This is a genomic window from Acinetobacter piscicola (genome assembly GCF_015218165.1).
Lineage (GTDB): Bacteria > Pseudomonadota > Gammaproteobacteria > Pseudomonadales > Moraxellaceae > Acinetobacter > Acinetobacter piscicola_A.
Genome location: NZ_CP048659.1, coordinates 2,272,960 through 2,290,360, shown reverse-complemented (window position 1 = coordinate 2,290,360; position 17,401 = coordinate 2,272,960). Strand labels below are relative to the sequence as shown.

General features: G+C 37.1%; 20 protein-coding genes. 6 read left to right on the top strand and 14 right to left on the bottom strand.

Going from position 1 to position 17,401, the window contains the following annotated elements; translation table 11 throughout:
• The first annotated feature begins 186 nt into the window (after window positions 1-186).
• Together G0028_RS11175 and G0028_RS11170 are read left to right on the top strand one after the other, a co-directional pair.
• Window positions 187-621 (top strand): HIT domain-containing protein, encoded by a 435-nt coding sequence (locus G0028_RS11175; RefSeq protein ID WP_130073273.1) that lies wholly within the window; start codon window positions 187-189, stop codon window positions 619-621.
• Window positions 622-670: 49 nt separating this feature from the next.
• On the top strand, window positions 671-2,119 hold the full coding sequence (locus G0028_RS11170) for an adenylate/guanylate cyclase domain-containing protein (RefSeq protein ID WP_180045963.1): 1,449 nt from the start codon (window positions 671-673) through the stop codon (window positions 2,117-2,119).
• 118 nt (window positions 2,120-2,237) lie between these two features.
• Here the strand turns inward: G0028_RS11170 and fdx are convergent, their stop codons facing one another.
• The 8 genes from fdx to G0028_RS11130 form a co-directional block, all read right to left on the bottom strand.
• On the bottom strand, window positions 2,238-2,576 hold the full coding sequence (fdx, locus tag G0028_RS11165; protein ID WP_130073275.1) for an ISC system 2Fe-2S type ferredoxin: 339 nt from the start codon (window positions 2,574-2,576) through the stop codon (window positions 2,238-2,240).
• 16 nt (window positions 2,577-2,592) lie between these two features.
• Window positions 2,593-4,452, bottom strand: coding sequence for a Fe-S protein assembly chaperone HscA (hscA, locus tag G0028_RS11160; protein WP_130073276.1), 1,860 nt, complete (start codon window positions 4,450-4,452; stop codon window positions 2,593-2,595).
• Between the two features lie 32 nt (window positions 4,453-4,484).
• Entirely contained in the window at window positions 4,485-5,000 is a 516-nt protein-coding gene (gene hscB / locus G0028_RS11155; RefSeq protein WP_130073277.1) for a Fe-S protein assembly co-chaperone HscB, read from the bottom strand.
• Window positions 5,001-5,104: 104 nt separating this feature from the next.
• A complete protein-coding gene (iscA, locus tag G0028_RS11150; protein WP_111857963.1) occupies window positions 5,105-5,425 on the bottom strand; it encodes an iron-sulfur cluster assembly protein IscA in 321 nt (106 codons plus the stop codon).
• A 44-nt stretch (window positions 5,426-5,469) separates the two neighbouring features.
• Entirely contained in the window at window positions 5,470-5,856 is a 387-nt protein-coding gene (gene iscU / locus G0028_RS11145; protein WP_086209207.1) for a Fe-S cluster assembly scaffold IscU, read from the bottom strand.
• A gap of 108 nt (window positions 5,857-5,964) precedes the next feature.
• The gene (locus G0028_RS11140; protein WP_130073278.1) at window positions 5,965-7,182 is read right to left on the bottom strand and encodes an IscS subfamily cysteine desulfurase; all 1,218 of its coding nucleotides are present in this window, start codon (window positions 7,180-7,182) and stop codon (window positions 5,965-5,967) included.
• Between the two features lies 1 nt (window position 7,183).
• Entirely contained in the window at window positions 7,184-7,657 is a 474-nt protein-coding gene (locus G0028_RS11135) for an Rrf2 family transcriptional regulator (protein WP_130073279.1), read from the bottom strand.
• A 142-nt stretch (window positions 7,658-7,799) separates the two neighbouring features.
• A complete protein-coding gene (locus tag G0028_RS11130; protein WP_130073280.1) occupies window positions 7,800-8,453 on the bottom strand; it encodes a hypothetical protein in 654 nt (217 codons plus the stop codon).
• 258 nt (window positions 8,454-8,711) lie between these two features.
• Between G0028_RS11130 and G0028_RS11125 the strand changes: the two genes are divergently transcribed.
• From G0028_RS11125 to G0028_RS11115, 3 genes are all read left to right on the top strand, one after another.
• Complete coding sequence (locus tag G0028_RS11125; protein WP_227554810.1) at window positions 8,712-9,143, top strand: phasin family protein; 432 nt, start codon at window positions 8,712-8,714, stop codon at window positions 9,141-9,143.
• A 148-nt stretch (window positions 9,144-9,291) separates the two neighbouring features.
• Entirely contained in the window at window positions 9,292-9,564 is a 273-nt protein-coding gene (locus tag G0028_RS11120; RefSeq protein ID WP_065993948.1) for an HU family DNA-binding protein, read from the top strand.
• A gap of 129 nt (window positions 9,565-9,693) precedes the next feature.
• Window positions 9,694-11,559, top strand: coding sequence for a SurA N-terminal domain-containing protein (locus G0028_RS11115; RefSeq protein ID WP_180045961.1), 1,866 nt, complete (start codon window positions 9,694-9,696; stop codon window positions 11,557-11,559).
• 151 nt (window positions 11,560-11,710) lie between these two features.
• On the opposite strand, the gene G0028_RS21370 is transcribed toward G0028_RS11115, so the two are convergent.
• Both G0028_RS21370 and ychF read right to left on the bottom strand, forming a co-directional pair.
• Window positions 11,711-11,923: a hypothetical protein gene (locus G0028_RS21370; RefSeq protein WP_130073283.1), complete on the bottom strand. Its 213-nt coding sequence runs from the start codon at window positions 11,921-11,923 to the stop codon at window positions 11,711-11,713.
• Window positions 11,924-12,119: 196 nt separating this feature from the next.
• Window positions 12,120-13,211 (bottom strand): redox-regulated ATPase YchF, encoded by a 1,092-nt coding sequence (gene ychF, locus G0028_RS11105; RefSeq protein WP_180045959.1) that lies wholly within the window; start codon window positions 13,209-13,211, stop codon window positions 12,120-12,122.
• Window positions 13,212-13,335: 124 nt separating this feature from the next.
• Here ychF and G0028_RS11100 point away from each other — a divergent pair, with 124 nt between their 5' ends.
• On the top strand, window positions 13,336-13,710 hold the full coding sequence (locus G0028_RS11100) for a hypothetical protein (protein WP_130073285.1): 375 nt from the start codon (window positions 13,336-13,338) through the stop codon (window positions 13,708-13,710).
• A gap of 193 nt (window positions 13,711-13,903) precedes the next feature.
• On the opposite strand, the gene G0028_RS11095 is transcribed toward G0028_RS11100, so the two are convergent.
• The 4 genes from G0028_RS11095 to G0028_RS11080 are packed head-to-tail and all read right to left on the bottom strand — an operon-like array spanning window position 13,904 to window position 17,312.
• Window positions 13,904-14,563: a methionine ABC transporter permease gene (locus G0028_RS11095; protein WP_130073286.1), complete on the bottom strand. Its 660-nt coding sequence runs from the start codon at window positions 14,561-14,563 to the stop codon at window positions 13,904-13,906.
• On the bottom strand, window positions 14,544-15,614 hold the full coding sequence (locus G0028_RS11090) for a methionine ABC transporter ATP-binding protein (RefSeq protein ID WP_180045957.1): 1,071 nt from the start codon (window positions 15,612-15,614) through the stop codon (window positions 14,544-14,546). The genes G0028_RS11095 and G0028_RS11090 overlap by 20 nt, the downstream gene beginning before the upstream one ends.
• Window positions 15,615-15,625: 11 nt before the next feature.
• Window positions 15,626-16,462 (bottom strand): MetQ/NlpA family ABC transporter substrate-binding protein, encoded by an 837-nt coding sequence (locus G0028_RS11085; protein ID WP_130073288.1) that lies wholly within the window; start codon window positions 16,460-16,462, stop codon window positions 15,626-15,628.
• A 4-nt stretch (window positions 16,463-16,466) separates the two neighbouring features.
• Window positions 16,467-17,312 (bottom strand): MetQ/NlpA family ABC transporter substrate-binding protein, encoded by an 846-nt coding sequence (locus G0028_RS11080; RefSeq protein WP_373687883.1) that lies wholly within the window; start codon window positions 17,310-17,312, stop codon window positions 16,467-16,469.
• Window positions 17,313-17,401 lie beyond the last annotated feature (89 nt).

Genomic DNA, 17,401 nt, shown 5'->3' with positions numbered 1-17,401 from the left:
ACGAGAAGGTGAAATAGGCAAAATGGATCAAGAAAATTTTTTATAACTTTTCCTGTCATAAATTTGTGATTGTGTTCAAAACAAACTGTATTTATTTGTACCAAAACACAAGTCTAACAATATTCACGTTAAAACTGATGTGTTAGTATTAGGCATCCTTTTTAATTTTATGTCATTTATAAAGATATGTTTAGTCTGCATCCTCAACTTGCTCAAGATACTTTTTTTGTCGGCGATTTTCCGCTGTCTACATGTCGTTTAATGAATGATATGCAATTTCCTTGGTTAATCCTGATTCCACGTGTACCGGGCATTACAGAGCTATATGAGCTGAGTCAAGCTGACCAAGAACAATTTTTACGTGAATCAAGCTGGTTGTCGAGCCAACTTTCTCGTGTATTCCGTGCAGATAAAATGAATGTCGCGGCGCTTGGCAATATGGTTCCACAATTGCATTTTCATCATGTTGTACGTTATCAAAATGATGTGGCATGGCCAAAACCAGTCTTTGGTTTACCTGCGGTGCCATATTCAAACGAAGTTTTAGCACACATGCGCCAAACCTTGATGTTGGCATTGCGTGGTCAAGGAGATATGCCTTTTGATTGGCGTATGGACTAAACGCTATTGCATATGAATATAAATAATCAATAACGTTCGAGGTTCTCTTTTGCCATTAGATCGTATGTTGGATAAACAACCCAAGCAATTTGAAATATTCCAACGGTTGATGGGGTATAGCATACTTGCAATGTTGTTGGTTATTTATAGTTTTACTACACCGAATGCATATAATCAGCTTTATGTGCCTATTTTTATTTTCTTTATTTTATTAATTAGTCCAAGGTTATCGCGCTGGTTGGAATATCAATATGGTGCATTAGTACGCCGCAATGTTTATTTTTTAATTGATATTATTGTGATTTCAACAGTTTTGGCAGCTGTATATTTAAGTTTAGTGATTACCTTTATCTTGTTGTTTGTCATTATTTATATTGCTGTTAATTATAAAATTTCAATGATGATTAGTTCATTGGCGATTCTAATTAGTATTATTGTTTTCTATTTAAATATTATTTTTGTTTTTGGTTTTGATGATTATTTTCAACAGACTTCAATTGAATTAACAATTTTTAGTTTTATTGGGCTGATTATTTTTATCAATATTGCTAATTATTATCAAAATAGAAGAATAAAGCGTATAAATACACAGCGTCAAAATTATTTTAATGAAATGAATCGTTATATTCAGTTATCTAATCAGTTGAGTCGTTATGCACCTCTGCAACTTTGGCAGTCCATCATGCGAGGTGAAACTGAGGCGAAGCTTGAGTATAAACGTAAAAAAATTACAGTTTTTTTCTCTGATATTCAAGGATTTACTGAATTATCTGAAACATTGATTCCTGATGATCTCGCCTTCGTATTGAATGATTATTTAAGTCACATGACAGAAATCGCTAAGCAATATGGTGCAACGATTGATAAGTTCATGGGTGATGCAATTTTAATTTTCTTTGGTGATCCTGATTCGCAAGGTGTGGAGCAGGATGCGAAAAATTGTCTAGATATGGCACTTGCTATGCGTCAACAGATGAAGTTTTTGCGTGCACGTTGGGAAAAAATGGGGTATGCACCATTACATATTCGTATGGGAATCAGTACAGGATATTGTCACGTTGGGAATTATGGGGCAATGCATCGCATGGCATATACTATTGTTGGGCGTGATGCAAATTTAGCTGCGCGTTTACAGAGTGCTGCAGAAATAGATGAAATTTTAATTTCAGATGAAACTTATAAGTTGGTCAAAAGTAGTTATTTATGTGCACCTAAAGAGCCAATGGAACTGAAAGGCATTCAAGATGCTGTTAAAACTTGGCAAGTGATGGAAAAATATAGCAATATTCATAATGAAAATGAACAATGGTTTGATTATGAATATAAAGGTTTTCATTTGGTTTTAAATATGCAGGAAGTGCAGAATTTTGAATATACAGAATTGGTCAGTGTTTTAGAAAAAATGATCGAACGTATTCAGTTACAACAACAATTAACGAATTCTATGGGTGTTGCACAATTAAATAGCGAAGATGAAATTATTGCTCCGCCTCATTAATTTATTTGTTGTTTGTATTATTTGATTGATTTAGTGCTAAGTTAATTACAAACTCAGAATTAAGTGGAATAAAAAATAAGCTACTTTAAAGGGTAGCTTATTTTTTTATCTTGGAAAATCAGTGATTTTCAGAAGCATGGTTGAGTGTATATTTTGGAATTTCGATTTCCATATCTTCATCAGTAATTTTTACTTGGCATGACAGACGTGAGTCGGGTTCTAACCCCCAAGCACGGTCAAGTAAATCAGCTTCAATATCATCCATTTCTTCAAGATTGTCAAAGCCTTGACGTACGACAACATGACAGGTTGTACACGCTTTTGACATATCACAAGCATGTTCAATTTTGATTCCATTGTCCAACAAGCTCTGACAAAGATTGCTATTTGCTTCAGCTTCAAACTCAGCACCATTTGGGCAAATTGTTGCATGAGGTAGTACTTTAATACGTGGCATAGTCTTTACCTATAAATTAGTTTGAGTTTGACCAGTCATCAAGTTTTGTGCCTTTGAGTGCATGATCAATATGTTGATTCATACGTTCAGCAGCAAAAGCATCACTATGAATTTTGAGTTTTTCCACAGCATCTTCGATGGCTTGAATATCATCTGTTGCAAGTTGAACAATTAAATGAGCTTGAGCTTGTGTGAGCGCATTTAATTGTTCCTTACTCAGCAATTGTGCATCCGCTTTTAGTGCTTGTGTTAATGCTTCGACTTCACGTTGTGCTTCTACTTTGGTTTCATGTAAGTGACGTAAATGTTTGTCTTCTTCGGCAAACTTATAGCCATCTAACAATAAACGCTCAGTATCTGTCTCTGACAAACCATAAGATGGTTTGATGTCAATTTCAGCATGTACACCTGACGTTGTTTCTTTGGCAGACACAGTGAGTAGACCATCTGCATCGACTTGGAAAGTGACTTCAATACGCGCTTGACCCGCAGTCATTGGTGGAATGCCACGTAGTACAAAACGTCCTAGGCTACGACAATGTTCCACCAAATCACGTTCACCTTGTACAACATGGATGAGCATTGCTGTTTGACCATCTTGATATGTGGTGAATTCTTGACGGCGTGCAACAGGGATTGCAGTATTACGTGAAATTAAACGCTCTACCAGGCCGCCCATGGTCTCTAAACCAAGAGAAAGAGGTGTGACATCTAACAGTAATGATCCATCTTGACTATTGCCAATCAATTGATTTGCTGTAATTGCTGCACCAATGGCAACTACTTCATCAGGATTAATCGTACACAATGGTTCTTGGTTAAATACTTCTGCAACAGCTTTTTGTACTGCGTATGAACGGGTAGAGCCACCCACTAAAACGACATTTTGAATATCATCAAGTTCAAGTTTGGCATCACGCAATACACGCTTGCATACGCTAATCGTCTTATCTAAAGCAACTTTAATGATCTGTTCAAAATTTTCACGGTCAAGTGTGAGAACTTGATCTAAAAGTTTAAGTTCAACAGTGGTATTGTCAGACAGTGCTTCTTTGGCTTTACGTGCGGCAACAACAAAATGTGCGTATTCTGTATCATCAAGTTTTTCAATGTTGAGTTGTTTTTTTGCCCACTTGACAATTAAGCGGTCTAAATCATCACCACCCAATGCTGTATGACCACCTGTAGCTAAAACTTCAAACACACCTTGTGCAAAACGTAAAATGGAAACGTCAAAAGTACCACCGCCTAAGTCATAAATGACATAATTACGATTGGTTGCAAGGTTAGTCTCTTGATCTAAGCCATAAGCAACCGCAGCAGCAGTAGGTTCATTCAATAAACGTAAAACATTTAAACCTGCAAGCTGTGCTGCATCACGTGTTGCTTGGCGCTGGGCTTCATCGAAATATGCAGGAACTGTAATGACGGCACCATTTACAGGATTTTTTAAACTAGATTCAGCACGCTCTTTAAGTTGTTGTAAAATTTCAGCAGAAATTTCGACAGGTGTTTTACGACCTTGTGCTGTTTCAAATGCAGGCATTTGATTGTCTTCACCAACAAGGGTGTACGGGTGCTGAAACTTAATATCTGCTTTTGAGCGACCCATAAAACGTTTCACTGAAACAATGGTGTTTTTTGGGTCGGTGGTGATGGATGGTTTGGCTGCATCACCATATTCTGTTGAATTTTTTGAATAATGAACGATAGAAGGAAGTAACACGCGACCCTGTTCATCATTGAGAACTTTAGCTTTGCCTGAAAGCACCGTTGCAACTAAAGAATGTGTGGTTCCTAAGTCGATGCCAATGGCAATACGGTGTTCATGTGGCGCACTTGATTGTCCCGGTTCTGCAATTTGCAAGAGTGCCATTGTGTTACATCCTTAATAAAAAAATAAATAAATTAAAAATCATCATCTAAGTCAAAATCTTCATCATCTAAAAGCCGATCCTCAGCTTTATCAATGTCATTCATGACTTTTTGGAAAAAGCGCAATTTGCGTACAGTGTCACGAGCATCTGCCCAGTCTTCATCGGCATAATCAATTTTGAACTCACGTACTAAACCATCAATCCATTGCTGAACTTCATTTTTGAGTGAATGTAATTGTTCAATATCGTGAGACTCATCCAATTGTTCACGAATTTCTAAAGCTGATTGTAGAAATTCAAAATCATTGATAGATTGGTCTAAATGATGATCTTGCTTTTTCAAAGAGAGAAGATAAGCAGCACGACTGTCAACATTAGATAAGACTTTATAAGCTTGGTTAATCTCACTCGATTTAATCAAGGCTTGGTCTTTATCTTCGGCTTTATCAGGATGATATTGTTGCTGCAATTTTAAAAAATTTGATTTTAATGTTGCTAAATCAATATCGAGTGCTTCTGGGAGATCGAACAGCTCAAAATGACTCATGGGAAATATTCATCCACGATTGGGTTTGCATAAAATAGCAGAATTAAATGTGATTAAAACAGTGTAGGACACTGTTTTAATGCGAAACAAAGCTGAAAATGCTTTTAAACGGTAAAAGATTCACCGCAACCACATTCACCTTTTTTGTTTGGATTGTTAAATTCGAAGCCTTCATTGAGACCATTTTTTACATAGTCCATTTCCATGCCATCCAAATACACCAAACTTTTCGGGTCTACAAAAACTTTTACACCAAACTGCTCGAACATTTGATCATGTGTGTCTGCATCATCTACAAACTCAAGTACATAAGCCAAACCAGAACAGCCTGAAGTCTTCACGCCCAGACGAATACCTTCACCCTTACCGCGATTTTTTAAATAATTGCTGATATGAGTTGCAGCATTTTCAGTTAAATGGATCATGAAAACTCCGTTAATTCATTTTCTGTAAATGGTCAAAAGCAAAGTTAAGCTTTAGATTTTTTGCTGCGATAGTCTTCAACAGCGGCTTTAATTGCATCTTCTGCAAGTACAGAGCAGTGGACTTTGACTGGTGGTAATGCAAGTTCAGTTGCGATGTCAATATTTTTGATCGCTTGTGCTTCGTCTAAAGTTTTACCTTTAAGCCACTCCGTCACTAAAGAACTCGATGCAATTGCAGAGCCGCAACCATAGGTTTTAAAACGTGCTTCTTCAATAACACCATTGTCATCTACTTGAATTTGTAGACGCATAACGTCACCACAAGCTGGTGCACCGACCATACCTGTACCTACGTTTTCAGCATTTTTATCTAATACACCAACATTACGAGGGTTTTCGTAATGATCAATTACTTTTTCACTATAAGCCATGATGCTTCTCCAAACCTCGGGGTCAGCGTTGATAATAAATAATATTGGGGCATCTTTTTGATTTTCAATCAGAACAGCTCAAAAAGATGCGATCAATAATATCTGGAATTAATGTTCAGCCCATTCAACTGAATTTAGGTCAATACCTTCTTTATACATGTCCCAAAGTGGTGAAAGGGCACGTAATTTTTCAACTGCAGCTTTGGTAATTTCAATGACATGGTCAATATCTTCTTCAGTGGTATAGTGACCGAAACTGAAACGAATTGAGCTATGTGCAAGTTCGTCTGAAAGACCTAAAGCACGAAGAACATAAGAAGGTTCTAAAGTTGCAGATGTACATGCTGAACCACTTGACACAGCAACATCTTTTAGTGCCATCATTAATGATTCACCTTCAACAAAGTTGAAGCTTACATTTAAATAGTTAGCAACATTAAATTCTGGGTGACCATTTAAGAATACTTGCTCTAAGTCTTGTAAACCATTCCAAAGTTTGTCACGCAGTACACGTAAACGTGCTTGTTCAGCGTGTAATGATTTACCTGCAAGTTCAAAAGCTTCGCCCATACCCACGATTTGGTGAGTAGCTAATGTGCCTGAACGCATGCCACGTTCATGACCACCACCATGCATTTGTGCTTTGATACGAACACGTGGTTGGCGACGAACATAAAGTGCACCGATGCCTTTAGGACCATATACTTTATGACCAGAGAAACTCATCAAATCAACTTTCATGGTTGAAAGGTCAATTTCAACTTTACCCGCAGCTTGTGCAGCATCTACGTGGAAATATGTTTTATTTGCACGGGTCAATTCGCCGATTGCAGCAACGTCAGTAACTGTACCAATTTCGTTGTTAACCATCATCAGTGAAACAAGAATCGTGTCAGGACGTAAAGCGGCTTGTACCATTTCAGGTGTAATTAAACCTGTACGTTCTTCAGGCTCTAGATAAGTAATCTCAAAACCTTCTTCTTCAAGCTCACGACAAGTATCTAAAATCGCTTTATGCTCAATTTTAGAAGTGATGATGTGTTTGCCTTTCGATGCATAGAACTGCGCAATACCTTTAAGTGCAAGGTTGTCTGACTCAGTTGCACCTGATGTCCACACGATTTCACGTGGGTCAGCTTTGATCAAGTTTGCGACTTGTTCACGTGCATATTCAACTTTTTCTTCTGCTTGCCATCCATAAGCATGTGAACGAGATGCTGCATTACCAAAGATACCATCAAAGGTTAAGCATTCCATCATACGCTCAGCAACTTGAGGGTCGACAGGAGTAGTTGCTGCATAGTCAAGATAAATAGGACGTTTCATGTCAAATACCTGTAGCCGATAAAAGGGCTGAATCTAAACTTGGAGTGTTTTGGCGTAGAGCAACAGTTTGTACGTTGTCTCGTGAAACGAGATCGGCAAGTGTAATATTCGCTAAATAATCGGCGATATGATGGGAGAGTTCTTGCCATAAATCGTGTGTTAAACACATTGCACCATTTTGGCAGTTGCCTTTGTGGTCACAACGCGTCGCGTCAACGGTTTCATTTACGGCTTCAATGATTTCTAATACTGTAATTTCTTCAGCATTGCGCGCAAGAAGATAACCACCGTTGGCACCACGAACACTAGAAACTAAACCATGGCGTTTTAGTTTGGCAAATAATTGCTCAAGATAAGCGACAGAGATAGTTTGGCGAGCTGCAATTTCAGCAAGCGTGATCGTTTTTTCAGTTGGCTGCAAAGCTAGATCAAGTAGAGCAGTCACTGCGTAGCGACCGCGAGTAGTAAGGCGCATGATTCGATACACATGTTATTAGACTAGATATACCGATTTTATGAATCCTGACTAAAATAGTCAAGTATTTTTAAGTTTAATTCAGACTAATTTGGTAAGGTATTTTTACACGAACTTATAATTTATTGTTTCAATAGACTTATTAGGAAAATATCTGCCATAAATTATACACAATTAACGTAATAAAAAGAACCGAAATTACAGATAACAATATATTTACTGTTTTTTGTTTTTGTTCCATGCGGCGAATACGATTTTGATACTGCTTAACTTCAACTTGTAGTGTATTGATTTTAGAGCGTTGTTGATCAATTTTTTCTAAAAGTGGGGCAATACGTTTTCTAGAACCAACACCTGTTTCGTCATGCTTTGGATTTGTAAGCCATTGTTTCCAATCAGCCAATAATTTAGGAATTGTAAAAGGCAGAATTAAATCACGAAATTGGTCTTTGAGTAGCTCATTGCCTTCAATGCGTAATTTTTTCATACTGCGGCGGTTGGCAAATACAAAAATTTGAATGAGGTCTAAGACGGTACTGCTTACAGTTAAATCTACAGGTTTTTCAGGTTCTTTTAGGTCAAATAAAATACCTTTGTCGGTAAATTGAATATAAAAGTCTATGTATGGGATGTAGCTATTTATTTTAATGGTGATTTGTTGTGCTACAAAATGTTTAGCATGCAAGCGAACCACGCGGTCGTGTTTTAATACAAATGAATAGAATGTTTCTAAAATAATCATCAATGTATTAAGCAACAAACGACTTTGGCCTTGATTTTGTTGCGATTCGCTCATAAAGAAATCCTATAATTGATACAGACAATCCGATCTCGTGTTATATGTATGGAGAACTGGTTCACATTTAAATTAAATAAATTACTTTGCTTTGTAGAACAGTTTTGCAAAAGGTTCAAGTAATTTATTTGTTATTATAACGATATTTCACATTTTAATGATGATATTGTATATCAAAGTATACAGGAGAAAAATAGAATGGATTTGGAGCAGCAGAGATCGAAAGGCGATCTAAATACATTGGTTGCAAAAGAAAAAATGTCGATAAAAGAAAAATCTTTACGTAAATCTCCACTTGATTTTAGAAAATATACTAAACAAATTTGGCTTGCAGGTTTAGGCGCTTTTTCACGTGCTGAAGAAGAAGGAAATAAACTCTTTGACTCCCTAGTCAAGGTGGGTGAGGAATTAGAATCAAAAAGTGTTGAAGATCAAGATTCTGATCAATCTAGCAAAAATGTGGTTGAAAAAACCAAAGAAACAGTGACTGAAACCAAAGAAAAAGTTGAAAAAACTTTAGATCAGCACTTAAATCATTCATTAAATCGTATTGGTCTAGTGACTGTTAAAGATATGCAGCATTTAGAGACTTTGATCTTACAATTGCATAAGAAGGTCGATAGTTTGGTGGAAGAAAACCAAAAATTGTCAGATCAGATACAAAAAATGGTCAGTCAGAGAGTTGAATAAATTAATTTTGCATTTTTTGCAGATTATTTTGATGAAAAGCGTTGTTGTAGTCTTGCGTTTTCCCCCAAAGCATTGCTATAAAGTCTGCATGGCCTTTGAAACCACAACCTTAGATCTTAAACGAACGATATAAGAGGACTTAATCTTCATGAATAAATCAGAATTAATTGACGCGATTGCAGAAAAAGGGGGATTGTCTAAGACTGATGCTGGTAAAGCATTGGATGCGACTATTGCTTCAATTGGTGAAGCGTTAAAAGGCGGTGATACTGTAACTCTAGTTGGCTTTGGAACGTTCAGTGTAAAAGAGCGCGCAGCGCGTACTGGTCGTAACCCGAAAACTGGTGAAGAGCTTCAAATTAAAGCAAGTAAAGTACCAAGCTTCAAAGCTGGTAAAGGGCTTAAAGATTCAGTTGCTTAATCTTTGATGCTCCAAAACGCGCCGTAGGGCGCGTTTTTTTATGGAATAAACCAATTAATTGGGCTGAGCACATTCATTCAGATCTGAATATCAGTTAAACTCCCTAGCAAATAAAATATTGGAAGATTTATGGAATCGTTTCGTAAAGTCATAAGAGGTTGGCTCGGAAAAGTCCTACTCGTTTTATTTTTAACTCCATTAGCATTAGTTGGTATCGAAGGTTATTTTAGTGGGGGAAATAAAGCAGATGTGGCGAAGACTGTAAATGGTCAAGAAATATCTAAAAAAGATTTAGAAGCACAGACCAAAGGTTTAAAAGACCAATATTTGACAATGGTCAATGGGGATGAGTCTTTATTAAATAATTCTTTCATTCAAAATACAGCTTTAGATAGTTTAATTGCACGTACTTTGTTGGTTCAGCAAGCTGAAAAATTGGGCATCTCGTTAAGTGATGCGCAAATTGAACAGATGTTGGCACAACAACCGAGTTTTCAAGAAAATGGTCAATTTTCTAAAGCTTTGTATGAAAACTATCTACGTTCTGTAGGCACAACAAGTGCAGGCTTGATTGCAAATCTTCGTCAAGATCATGCATTAAGAATGTTGATGAGTACATTTACAGACAATGCCTTAGTCAGTAAATTAGACTTAGCACAAATTGCCAATTTACAGACTGAGCAACGCAACCTTTATTTGGCAAGCGTAAATCTTGATGAATATAAGCAAAATGTAAAAGTCTCAAATCAAGAAATTGCAGATTACTACAATAAACATCAAAATAAATTTAAACAGGTGGCATCTGTTGATGTGGATTATGTACTTTTAACGCCTGCAATGTTGCCACAAGCGAGCACAGAGGTTTCTGCAGTTGAGTTAGATAAAGCATATGCAGCATTTGTCGAGCAGCAAAAGAAAAATGCAAAACGTGATGTGAAGCATATTTTAATTACCACAGATAATCGTGATGCACAGCAAGCTGAAAAATTAGCCAATGATGTGTATGCAAAAATTAAAGGTGGCATGACATTTGCGCAAGCTGCTGCACAATATTCTGAAGATCCTTCATCTAAAACCAATGGTGGTACATTAGATTATATCGAAGGTGCTTTTGGCAGTAGCTTTGATAATGCGGTGAAATCTGCAAAAAATGCTGAAATTACGCGTCCTGTAAAAACGCAATATGGTTATCATCTGATTGAAGTACACTCTACTGTAGGTCAAATTCCATCATTTGAAGCGAAAAAAGCGGACTTAACAGCAGAAGTATTAAAGTCTAAATCTGCGAATTTATTTGCAGATACAGTGAATAGCCTAAATGAGCAAGTGGTGAGTAATGATGCTTTAGACATTATTCCAAGCGAAGTGAAAGCTGCAAAAATAGAATCTGCAAAAGCAGTGACGATTGCAACCACCAATGCGGTATTGGCTGATCCAAGTGTCAAAGCAAAAATATTTAGCGATGACGTGAAGAATGGTGATAAAAACGTATCAAGTAGTATCCAATTAAAAGATGGTAATACGGTTTGGGTGAAAGTACGTGAGTATCATGCAGCAGGTGTACAGCCTTTAGCACAAGCAACAGCACGTGTAAAAGCGAAATTGATCCAAGAGAAAGCAGCACAAGCTGCAAAAGCGAAAATTGCAGCAATGCTTGAGGATTTCAAAAAATTACCTGCACAGCAAGTTTTAGCAAAATATCCATTTCATTTTGAATCTGCGGGAACATTTACTCGTTCTCAGGGTTTAAAACGTGAAATTGAGCGTGCTGCCTTTAGTGTACCTGCACCGAAAGCAGGTATGTGGTCTGTAACGACGACATCATTGTCTAATGAAATGGTGGTGGTTGCAGTGGCTGAAGTGAAAAAAGCATCTATAGATAGTTTAGATCCTACAGAAGCGAAAGAGTTAACACAGCTTTATCAAAGAATGCGTGGTCAGCAATTATTGGATGACTATACGCAATATTTAAAATCGAAAGCAAAAATTAAGTAATTTTATACTTTAATTTAAACAAAAAAACCTCAGTTTCAACTGGGGTTTTTTATTTGATTTATGATAATAAGTCATGCTTTTCAGCAATGAAACATAGCTTAGGTATTAAGTTGGTGTATGTGTATTTTTTGTTTGCGGATGTAGCGTATTTTCATACTTTATGAACAGGCGGTTGTGCTGTTGTTTTATGAGTGATTTGTTGTTTGGTTGAATGCTGATTATTTTGAATAAGAACGCATTTTCCTCCTTTATGTTTAGGTCCTGTGCCACCTGAGAGTGTTGTTCCTTTGGGGCAGGCAAATGCGGTAGCACTTAATAAAGTAGCAAGAATGCCGACTGAACAAAGTTGTGTGAGTTTTTTCATTATTAGACCTGCATGAAATAAGGTGAAAGTACCTTAAAGCAAATATAAGATAAATGAATGTAGGGTATTAGCTATATATTGTTGTTTAATTATATTGAAAATTTTATATATTACAGTTGCTTAAGTTTGTTTTAAGGATTTAAAAATTAAAGCATCCATGAAGGATGCTTTAAAGACAAAATGAGCGCTTGGGCAATTAAACGTTGAAGCGGAAGTGTAATACATCACCGTCTTGAACGATATATGTTTTACCTTCTAAACGCCATTTACCTGCTTCTTTCGCGCCGTTTTCACCGTTGTATTGAACGAAGTCATCATAAGCGACACATTCAGCACGGATGAAGCCTTTTTCAAAATCAGTGTGAATCACACCTGCCGCTTGAGGTGCTGTTGCACCAATTTTTACAGTCCAAGCACGGACTTCTTGTACACCTGCTGTGAAGTAGGTTTGTAAGCCAAGAAGACCATAACCTGCACGAATCACGACATTTAATCCAGGCTCTTCCATACCTAAAGCTTCAAGGAACTCAGCACGATCTTCATCTTCAAGAAGTGAAATTTCAGCTTCGATTTGGTTACAAAGTGGAACCACAATTGCATTTTCTTCAGCAGCTAATTTTTTAACAGCGTCTAAATGTGGGTTATTTTCAAAACCATCTTCTGCAACGTTAGCGATGTACATGGTCGGTTTTAAAGTCATTAAACCAAAACCACGCACAAGTTTACGCTCATCGTCATCTAAGTCAGCTGCGCGTGCTGGTTTACCTTCTTCTAGTAAAGGTAAGATTTTGTCTAAAACAGCTTTAGTCGCGATTGCTTCTTTATCGCCACCTTTTGCAGATTTTGCTAAACGTGTGATTGCTTTGGTAATTGTGTCTAAGTCAGCAAGTGCAAGCTCTGTGTTAATGGTTGCAATATCATCTAATGGATCAATTTTACCATTGACATGAATCACATTTTCATCTTCAAAACAACGAACGACGTGTGCAATGGCATCTGTTTCACGGATGTTGGCAAGGAATTGGTTACCTAAGCCTTCACCTTTAGATGCGCCTGCAACTAAACCTGCAATATCAACGAATTCCATTGTGGTAGGAATGACACGTTGAGGTTTTACAATCGCTGTTAATTTGTCTAAACGTGGATCTGGTACAGGTACGATGCCTGTGTTCGGTTCAATGGTACAGAATGGGAAGTTTTCCGCAGCAATAGCAGCTTTAGTCAATGCATTGAAAAGTGTAGATTTACCAACGTTCGGCAAGCCGACAATACCGCAATTAAAACCCATGAAATGACTCACAAAGTGTTATCTAAAAATTGTGGATGATTTTACATGAAAGCCATGACAAAGTCAGGTCTAAGACTTAAGATTTAAAGCATTCAAAAAATGACACAGGGCTGCGTATATAAAAATGGCGACTTTCAATTTGCAGGAATACATCGAACAAATAAAATTGGAGTTTCGCAAAGTAGAGCGTTCTTCACGTTTGCAGTGGCTTTTTGAGCATTACCCAATCAGTGCCAAAGATTATTATATTGCCTATTTTTTAATTGCTAGTGATACATGGAAGAAATTCGAACGTAAGGCGATTTTGGAATATTATTTACAAACACTTCCGCATGCATCTGATCAATATTATTTGAAGCTTTTAAAAGTGATTCCGTTGGCTGAATTTATTGAGGTTGTTGATCAAATCAAAACACATTTAGATGATTCGAAATTGGATTTGCTGAACTATTATTTAGAGCCGATCATCAAAAACTCAACGGGAAATATTGATGAATGATCACGTTTATCTTTTATGTTAACTGACAAACTCGATCTAATAAATCCGTTGCATATAAATCATTGTCTGTATAAGGAGGAGAAACCTATTTGAATAGGGTAATCGTCATTTATATTCAAAGATTGCGTTATTTTTTAATCAAAATAGTTGCTCATCTAATGTATCTTTAAACAAATAGATGAGCAATCTAAAATCAAACCTTCCTTTTATCCAACTGACCCGCCAAATGATCCCCAAACGCTTGAACCAACATGACCAGCGCGACTAATACGACAATCACTGCAACCATTATTTGCATGTCAAAACGTTGGTAGCCATAACGATAGGCAATATCACCCAAACCACCTGCACCAATTGCACCTGCAATCGCTGAGGAGTTAATCATGGTGACGATGGTCACGGTAAAGCCTGCGACAATTCCTGGTAAAGCTTCAGGAAGAAGGACATGCCAAATGATTTGTTTGCGGTTACATCCCATGGCTTGAGCTGCTTCAATCAAACCCTGATCAACTTCACGCAAACTCACTTCTGCAATACGCGCAAAGAAAGGTGTTGCTGCTAAAGTCAGTGGAACAACCGCCGCCCAAACCCCATAACTTGTACCGACAATCCAACGGGTCAAAGGGATTAAAGCCACCATTAAGATTAAGAATGGCACTGAACGAGTAATATTAATCACAGTTCCTAAAGCATGATTAATTTTTTTTGATGGATAAATGCCTTGTTCAGAGGTATTGACCAAAATCACAGCCAAAGGCAAGCCGATTAAAAAGGCAACCAATGCAGAAACACCGACCATAATTAAGGTATCAATCGTACCTGTGAGCAATAAATCAATGAGTTGGTCGTGCATAGCCAAGTCCCTCTATTTGTGCGATGTCATGTTTTAATTTTTCTTGTAAATATTCAAGATCGAGATCGGTTTGAGCAATACCCACGATGAGTGTGCCAATCAAATGTCCTTGTATGTTGTCAATATGGCTTTGATACAAATGTACTGAACTTTCAAAAACTTGAAACAATTTGGTTAAATCGGGTGAATGCTTTGGATCGGTTTCATAACGTAGTTTTAAAATGCGATGTGTTGAATCTTCTTGTAAGTCACGACTCACTTGGAAGGGTAAATCCAATTGTTCAAGATTGAGCAGTTCTTGTGTGATTTTTTGCTGTGGTTTTGAAAATACTGACCAGACCTGACCTGATTCCACAATTTCACCATGTTCAATCACCACAACTTGGTCACAGATTTCACGAATCACCTGCATTTCATGGGTAATTAAAACGATGGTAATACCGAGTTCACGATTGATTTTTTTCAATAAAGCTAAAACCACCGAAGTACTTTCAGGATCAAGTGCGGAGGTGGCTTCATCACAAAGTAAAATTTCAGGGTGATGTACCAGTGCCCGTGCAATACCAACACGTTGCTTTTGACCACCAGATAATTGAGCAGGGTAGTTATGTGCCTTATTTTCCAAGCCAACCAGTTTTAAAACTTCATTGACACGTGTTTCGATTTCAACTTTATTTACACCTGAAATTTTCAAAGGCAGTGCAACATTTTCCCACACTGTTTTAGCTGACATGAGATTGAAATGCTGGAAAATCATGCCAATTTTTTGTCGCGTTTGAATGAGTTCAGCATGACTCAGCTCAGATAAACTCTGTTGATGAATATGAATACTGCCTTCAGAAATACGTTCTAAACCATTTAATGTGCGAATGAGTGAGGATTTCCCAGCACCACTTTTACCGATGATGCCGAAAATCTTTCCTTGGGGAATATCGAGATTAATATTTTTTAGCGCATGGATCTGTTGATCTTGTCCGTCATAATATTTATTTAAGTTACGGATTTTAATATGTGGGATTGAAATATCCACCTGTGAACCGAAACTCACCATCTTATTTCTCCTTATTTCCAGCCTGCAAACCACATATCTTTTCCGAAATCTTTATCTAAGATTTCACGGACTTTTTGTGAATTTTGGAAAGCATGAATAAATTTTTCTAACTTTTGATTTTGGTCTTGATAATCGGTACGCGTTACAAAAAGAATGGCGTATTTTTTATCAATAGGGTCTAAAAATAATGCGCTATGTGGATCAGCTTTTTTTGCCATATTTAAATAGTGAGGAAAGCCGAAAATTAAATCTGCATCGTCATAAGCCAAAGCGGTTTGAGGACCTTCAACTTCTAAAAATTTCAATTGTTTAGGATTGGATACAATATCTTGTAGGGTTGAAAGTTCGTTATTTACATCTTTGATTTTTATAAGTCCAGCTCGATCTAGCAAAATCAGTGCTCGTGCAGAATTTACAGGGTCACTTGGAATCACCACACGTGCATTTTGTGGCAATGCATCTAAAGATTTATATTGTTTTGAATATAAACCGACATGGCTACCACTACCTATACCAAAAGCGTGCAAGTCATAATTGGTTTGTTTAATGGCATTTTTTAAAAATACACTTTGTTGGAAAAAATTAGCGTCAATATCTCGGTTTTGAACCGCGATATTGGGCGCTTGCCAATCTGAAAACTCTACCAATTTGACATGGATACCATCTTTTTCAACTTCATTAGCAACGGTTTGTAAAAGCTCTGCATAAGGCGGGCTAATACCAATGCTAAGTACGTTATCTTGCTGCGTCTTTTGGGTATAGCGATAGGCAGCTAAACCCAATATAACAACTACGACAGCAACGCCAATCAGGATTTTCTTTAAATTTGCTTTAGATGTTTGCGACATGATCTTATTTCCAACCTGCAAACCAAAGTTTTTCACCAATATCATCGTTCAGCGCTTTTTTAACTTTGTCTGAAGTTTGGTAAATGTGAATAAACTCTTTCAGTTGTTTGGCTTTTTCAGGATGGGTTTGTTCATAATCATCTTTAACAACAAACAAGATGGCATAACGGGTATTAGTGTTGTCATCCAAAAGCAGTGCTTTATTTGGATCAATGGTTTTAGCAAGACGTAAATAAAGCGGGTAGCTAAATACTAGGTCTGCATCGTCTACGGCACGGGCAGTTTGTGGACCTTCGACTTCAATAAAATTGAAATGTTTAGGGTTCGCTGTAATATCTTGAAGATTAGACAAATGATTTTCAGGATCTTTGAGTGTAATCAGCTTTGCTTGTTGTAAAAGTAACAATGCTCGACCTTGGTTCACTGGATCATTTGGAATAACCACACGTGCATTTTCAGGTACGGCATCTAAAGAATTGTACTTTTTAGAATATAAACCGACATGGGTTGCAACACCTGTTGCAATCGGTTTGAGTTTAAAACCTGTTTCTTTCAGCGCATTGCTTAAAAAGGGTTGGTGTTGGAAATAATTGGCATCAATATCGCCATGATTCAGCGTAATATTGGGTGTATTCCAATCTGAAAATTCAACCAGTTTGACATTAATCCCTTTTTGTTTTGCTTCATCTACAGCAACTTGTAAAGGCACAGCAAAAGGCGGGCTAATACCAATAGTGATTTCTTCTGAGCCTGCTTTTTTATGATGCTTCCAATAGAAAAGCCCTGCAATCACTGCGATGATGATAATGCCGAGAATAATAAATTTATTCTTGGATGCATTATTGTGTATAGAAGAATTTGTTTGAGTCATAAAGTTTCCCGAAATCTGTTAAATCTGCGATATAAAATGTATAAACTCGCTTTAAAGTTTTTTAAATA

Bases quoted from the DNA above. Each gene is read 5' to 3' on its own strand.
- G0028_RS11175 (WP_130073273.1), top strand. From the start codon at position 187: ATGTTTAGTCTGCATCCTCAACTTGCTCAAGATACTTTTTTTGTCGGC.
- fdx (WP_130073275.1), bottom strand. From the start codon at position 2,576: ATGCCACGTATTAAAGTACTACCTCATGCAACAATTTGCCCAAATGGT.
- hscA (WP_130073276.1), bottom strand. From the start codon at position 4,452: ATGGCACTCTTGCAAATTGCAGAACCGGGACAATCAAGTGCGCCACAT.
- hscB (WP_130073277.1), bottom strand. From the start codon at position 5,000: ATGAGTCATTTTGAGCTGTTCGATCTCCCAGAAGCACTCGATATTGAT.
- iscA (WP_111857963.1), bottom strand. From the start codon at position 5,425: ATGATCCATTTAACTGAAAATGCTGCAACTCATATCAGCAATTATTTA.
- iscU (WP_086209207.1), bottom strand. From the start codon at position 5,856: ATGGCTTATAGTGAAAAAGTAATTGATCATTACGAAAACCCTCGTAAT.
- G0028_RS11140 (WP_130073278.1), bottom strand. From the start codon at position 7,182: ATGAAACGTCCTATTTATCTTGACTATGCAGCAACTACTCCTGTCGAC.
- G0028_RS11135 (WP_130073279.1), bottom strand. From the start codon at position 7,657: ATGCGCCTTACTACTCGCGGTCGCTACGCAGTGACTGCTCTACTTGAT.
- G0028_RS11130 (WP_130073280.1), bottom strand. From the start codon at position 8,453: ATGAGCGAATCGCAACAAAATCAAGGCCAAAGTCGTTTGTTGCTTAAT.
- G0028_RS11125 (WP_227554810.1), top strand. From the start codon at position 8,712: ATGTCGATAAAAGAAAAATCTTTACGTAAATCTCCACTTGATTTTAGA.
- G0028_RS11120 (WP_065993948.1), top strand. From the start codon at position 9,292: ATGAATAAATCAGAATTAATTGACGCGATTGCAGAAAAAGGGGGATTG.
- G0028_RS11115 (WP_180045961.1), top strand. From the start codon at position 9,694: ATGGAATCGTTTCGTAAAGTCATAAGAGGTTGGCTCGGAAAAGTCCTA.
- G0028_RS21370 (WP_130073283.1), bottom strand. From the start codon at position 11,923: ATGAAAAAACTCACACAACTTTGTTCAGTCGGCATTCTTGCTACTTTA.
- ychF (WP_180045959.1), bottom strand. From the start codon at position 13,211: ATGGGTTTTAATTGCGGTATTGTCGGCTTGCCGAACGTTGGTAAATCT.
- G0028_RS11100 (WP_130073285.1), top strand. From the start codon at position 13,336: ATGGCGACTTTCAATTTGCAGGAATACATCGAACAAATAAAATTGGAG.
- G0028_RS11095 (WP_130073286.1), bottom strand. From the start codon at position 14,563: ATGCACGACCAACTCATTGATTTATTGCTCACAGGTACGATTGATACC.
- G0028_RS11090 (WP_180045957.1), bottom strand. From the start codon at position 15,614: ATGGTGAGTTTCGGTTCACAGGTGGATATTTCAATCCCACATATTAAA.
- G0028_RS11085 (WP_130073288.1), bottom strand. From the start codon at position 16,462: ATGTCGCAAACATCTAAAGCAAATTTAAAGAAAATCCTGATTGGCGTT.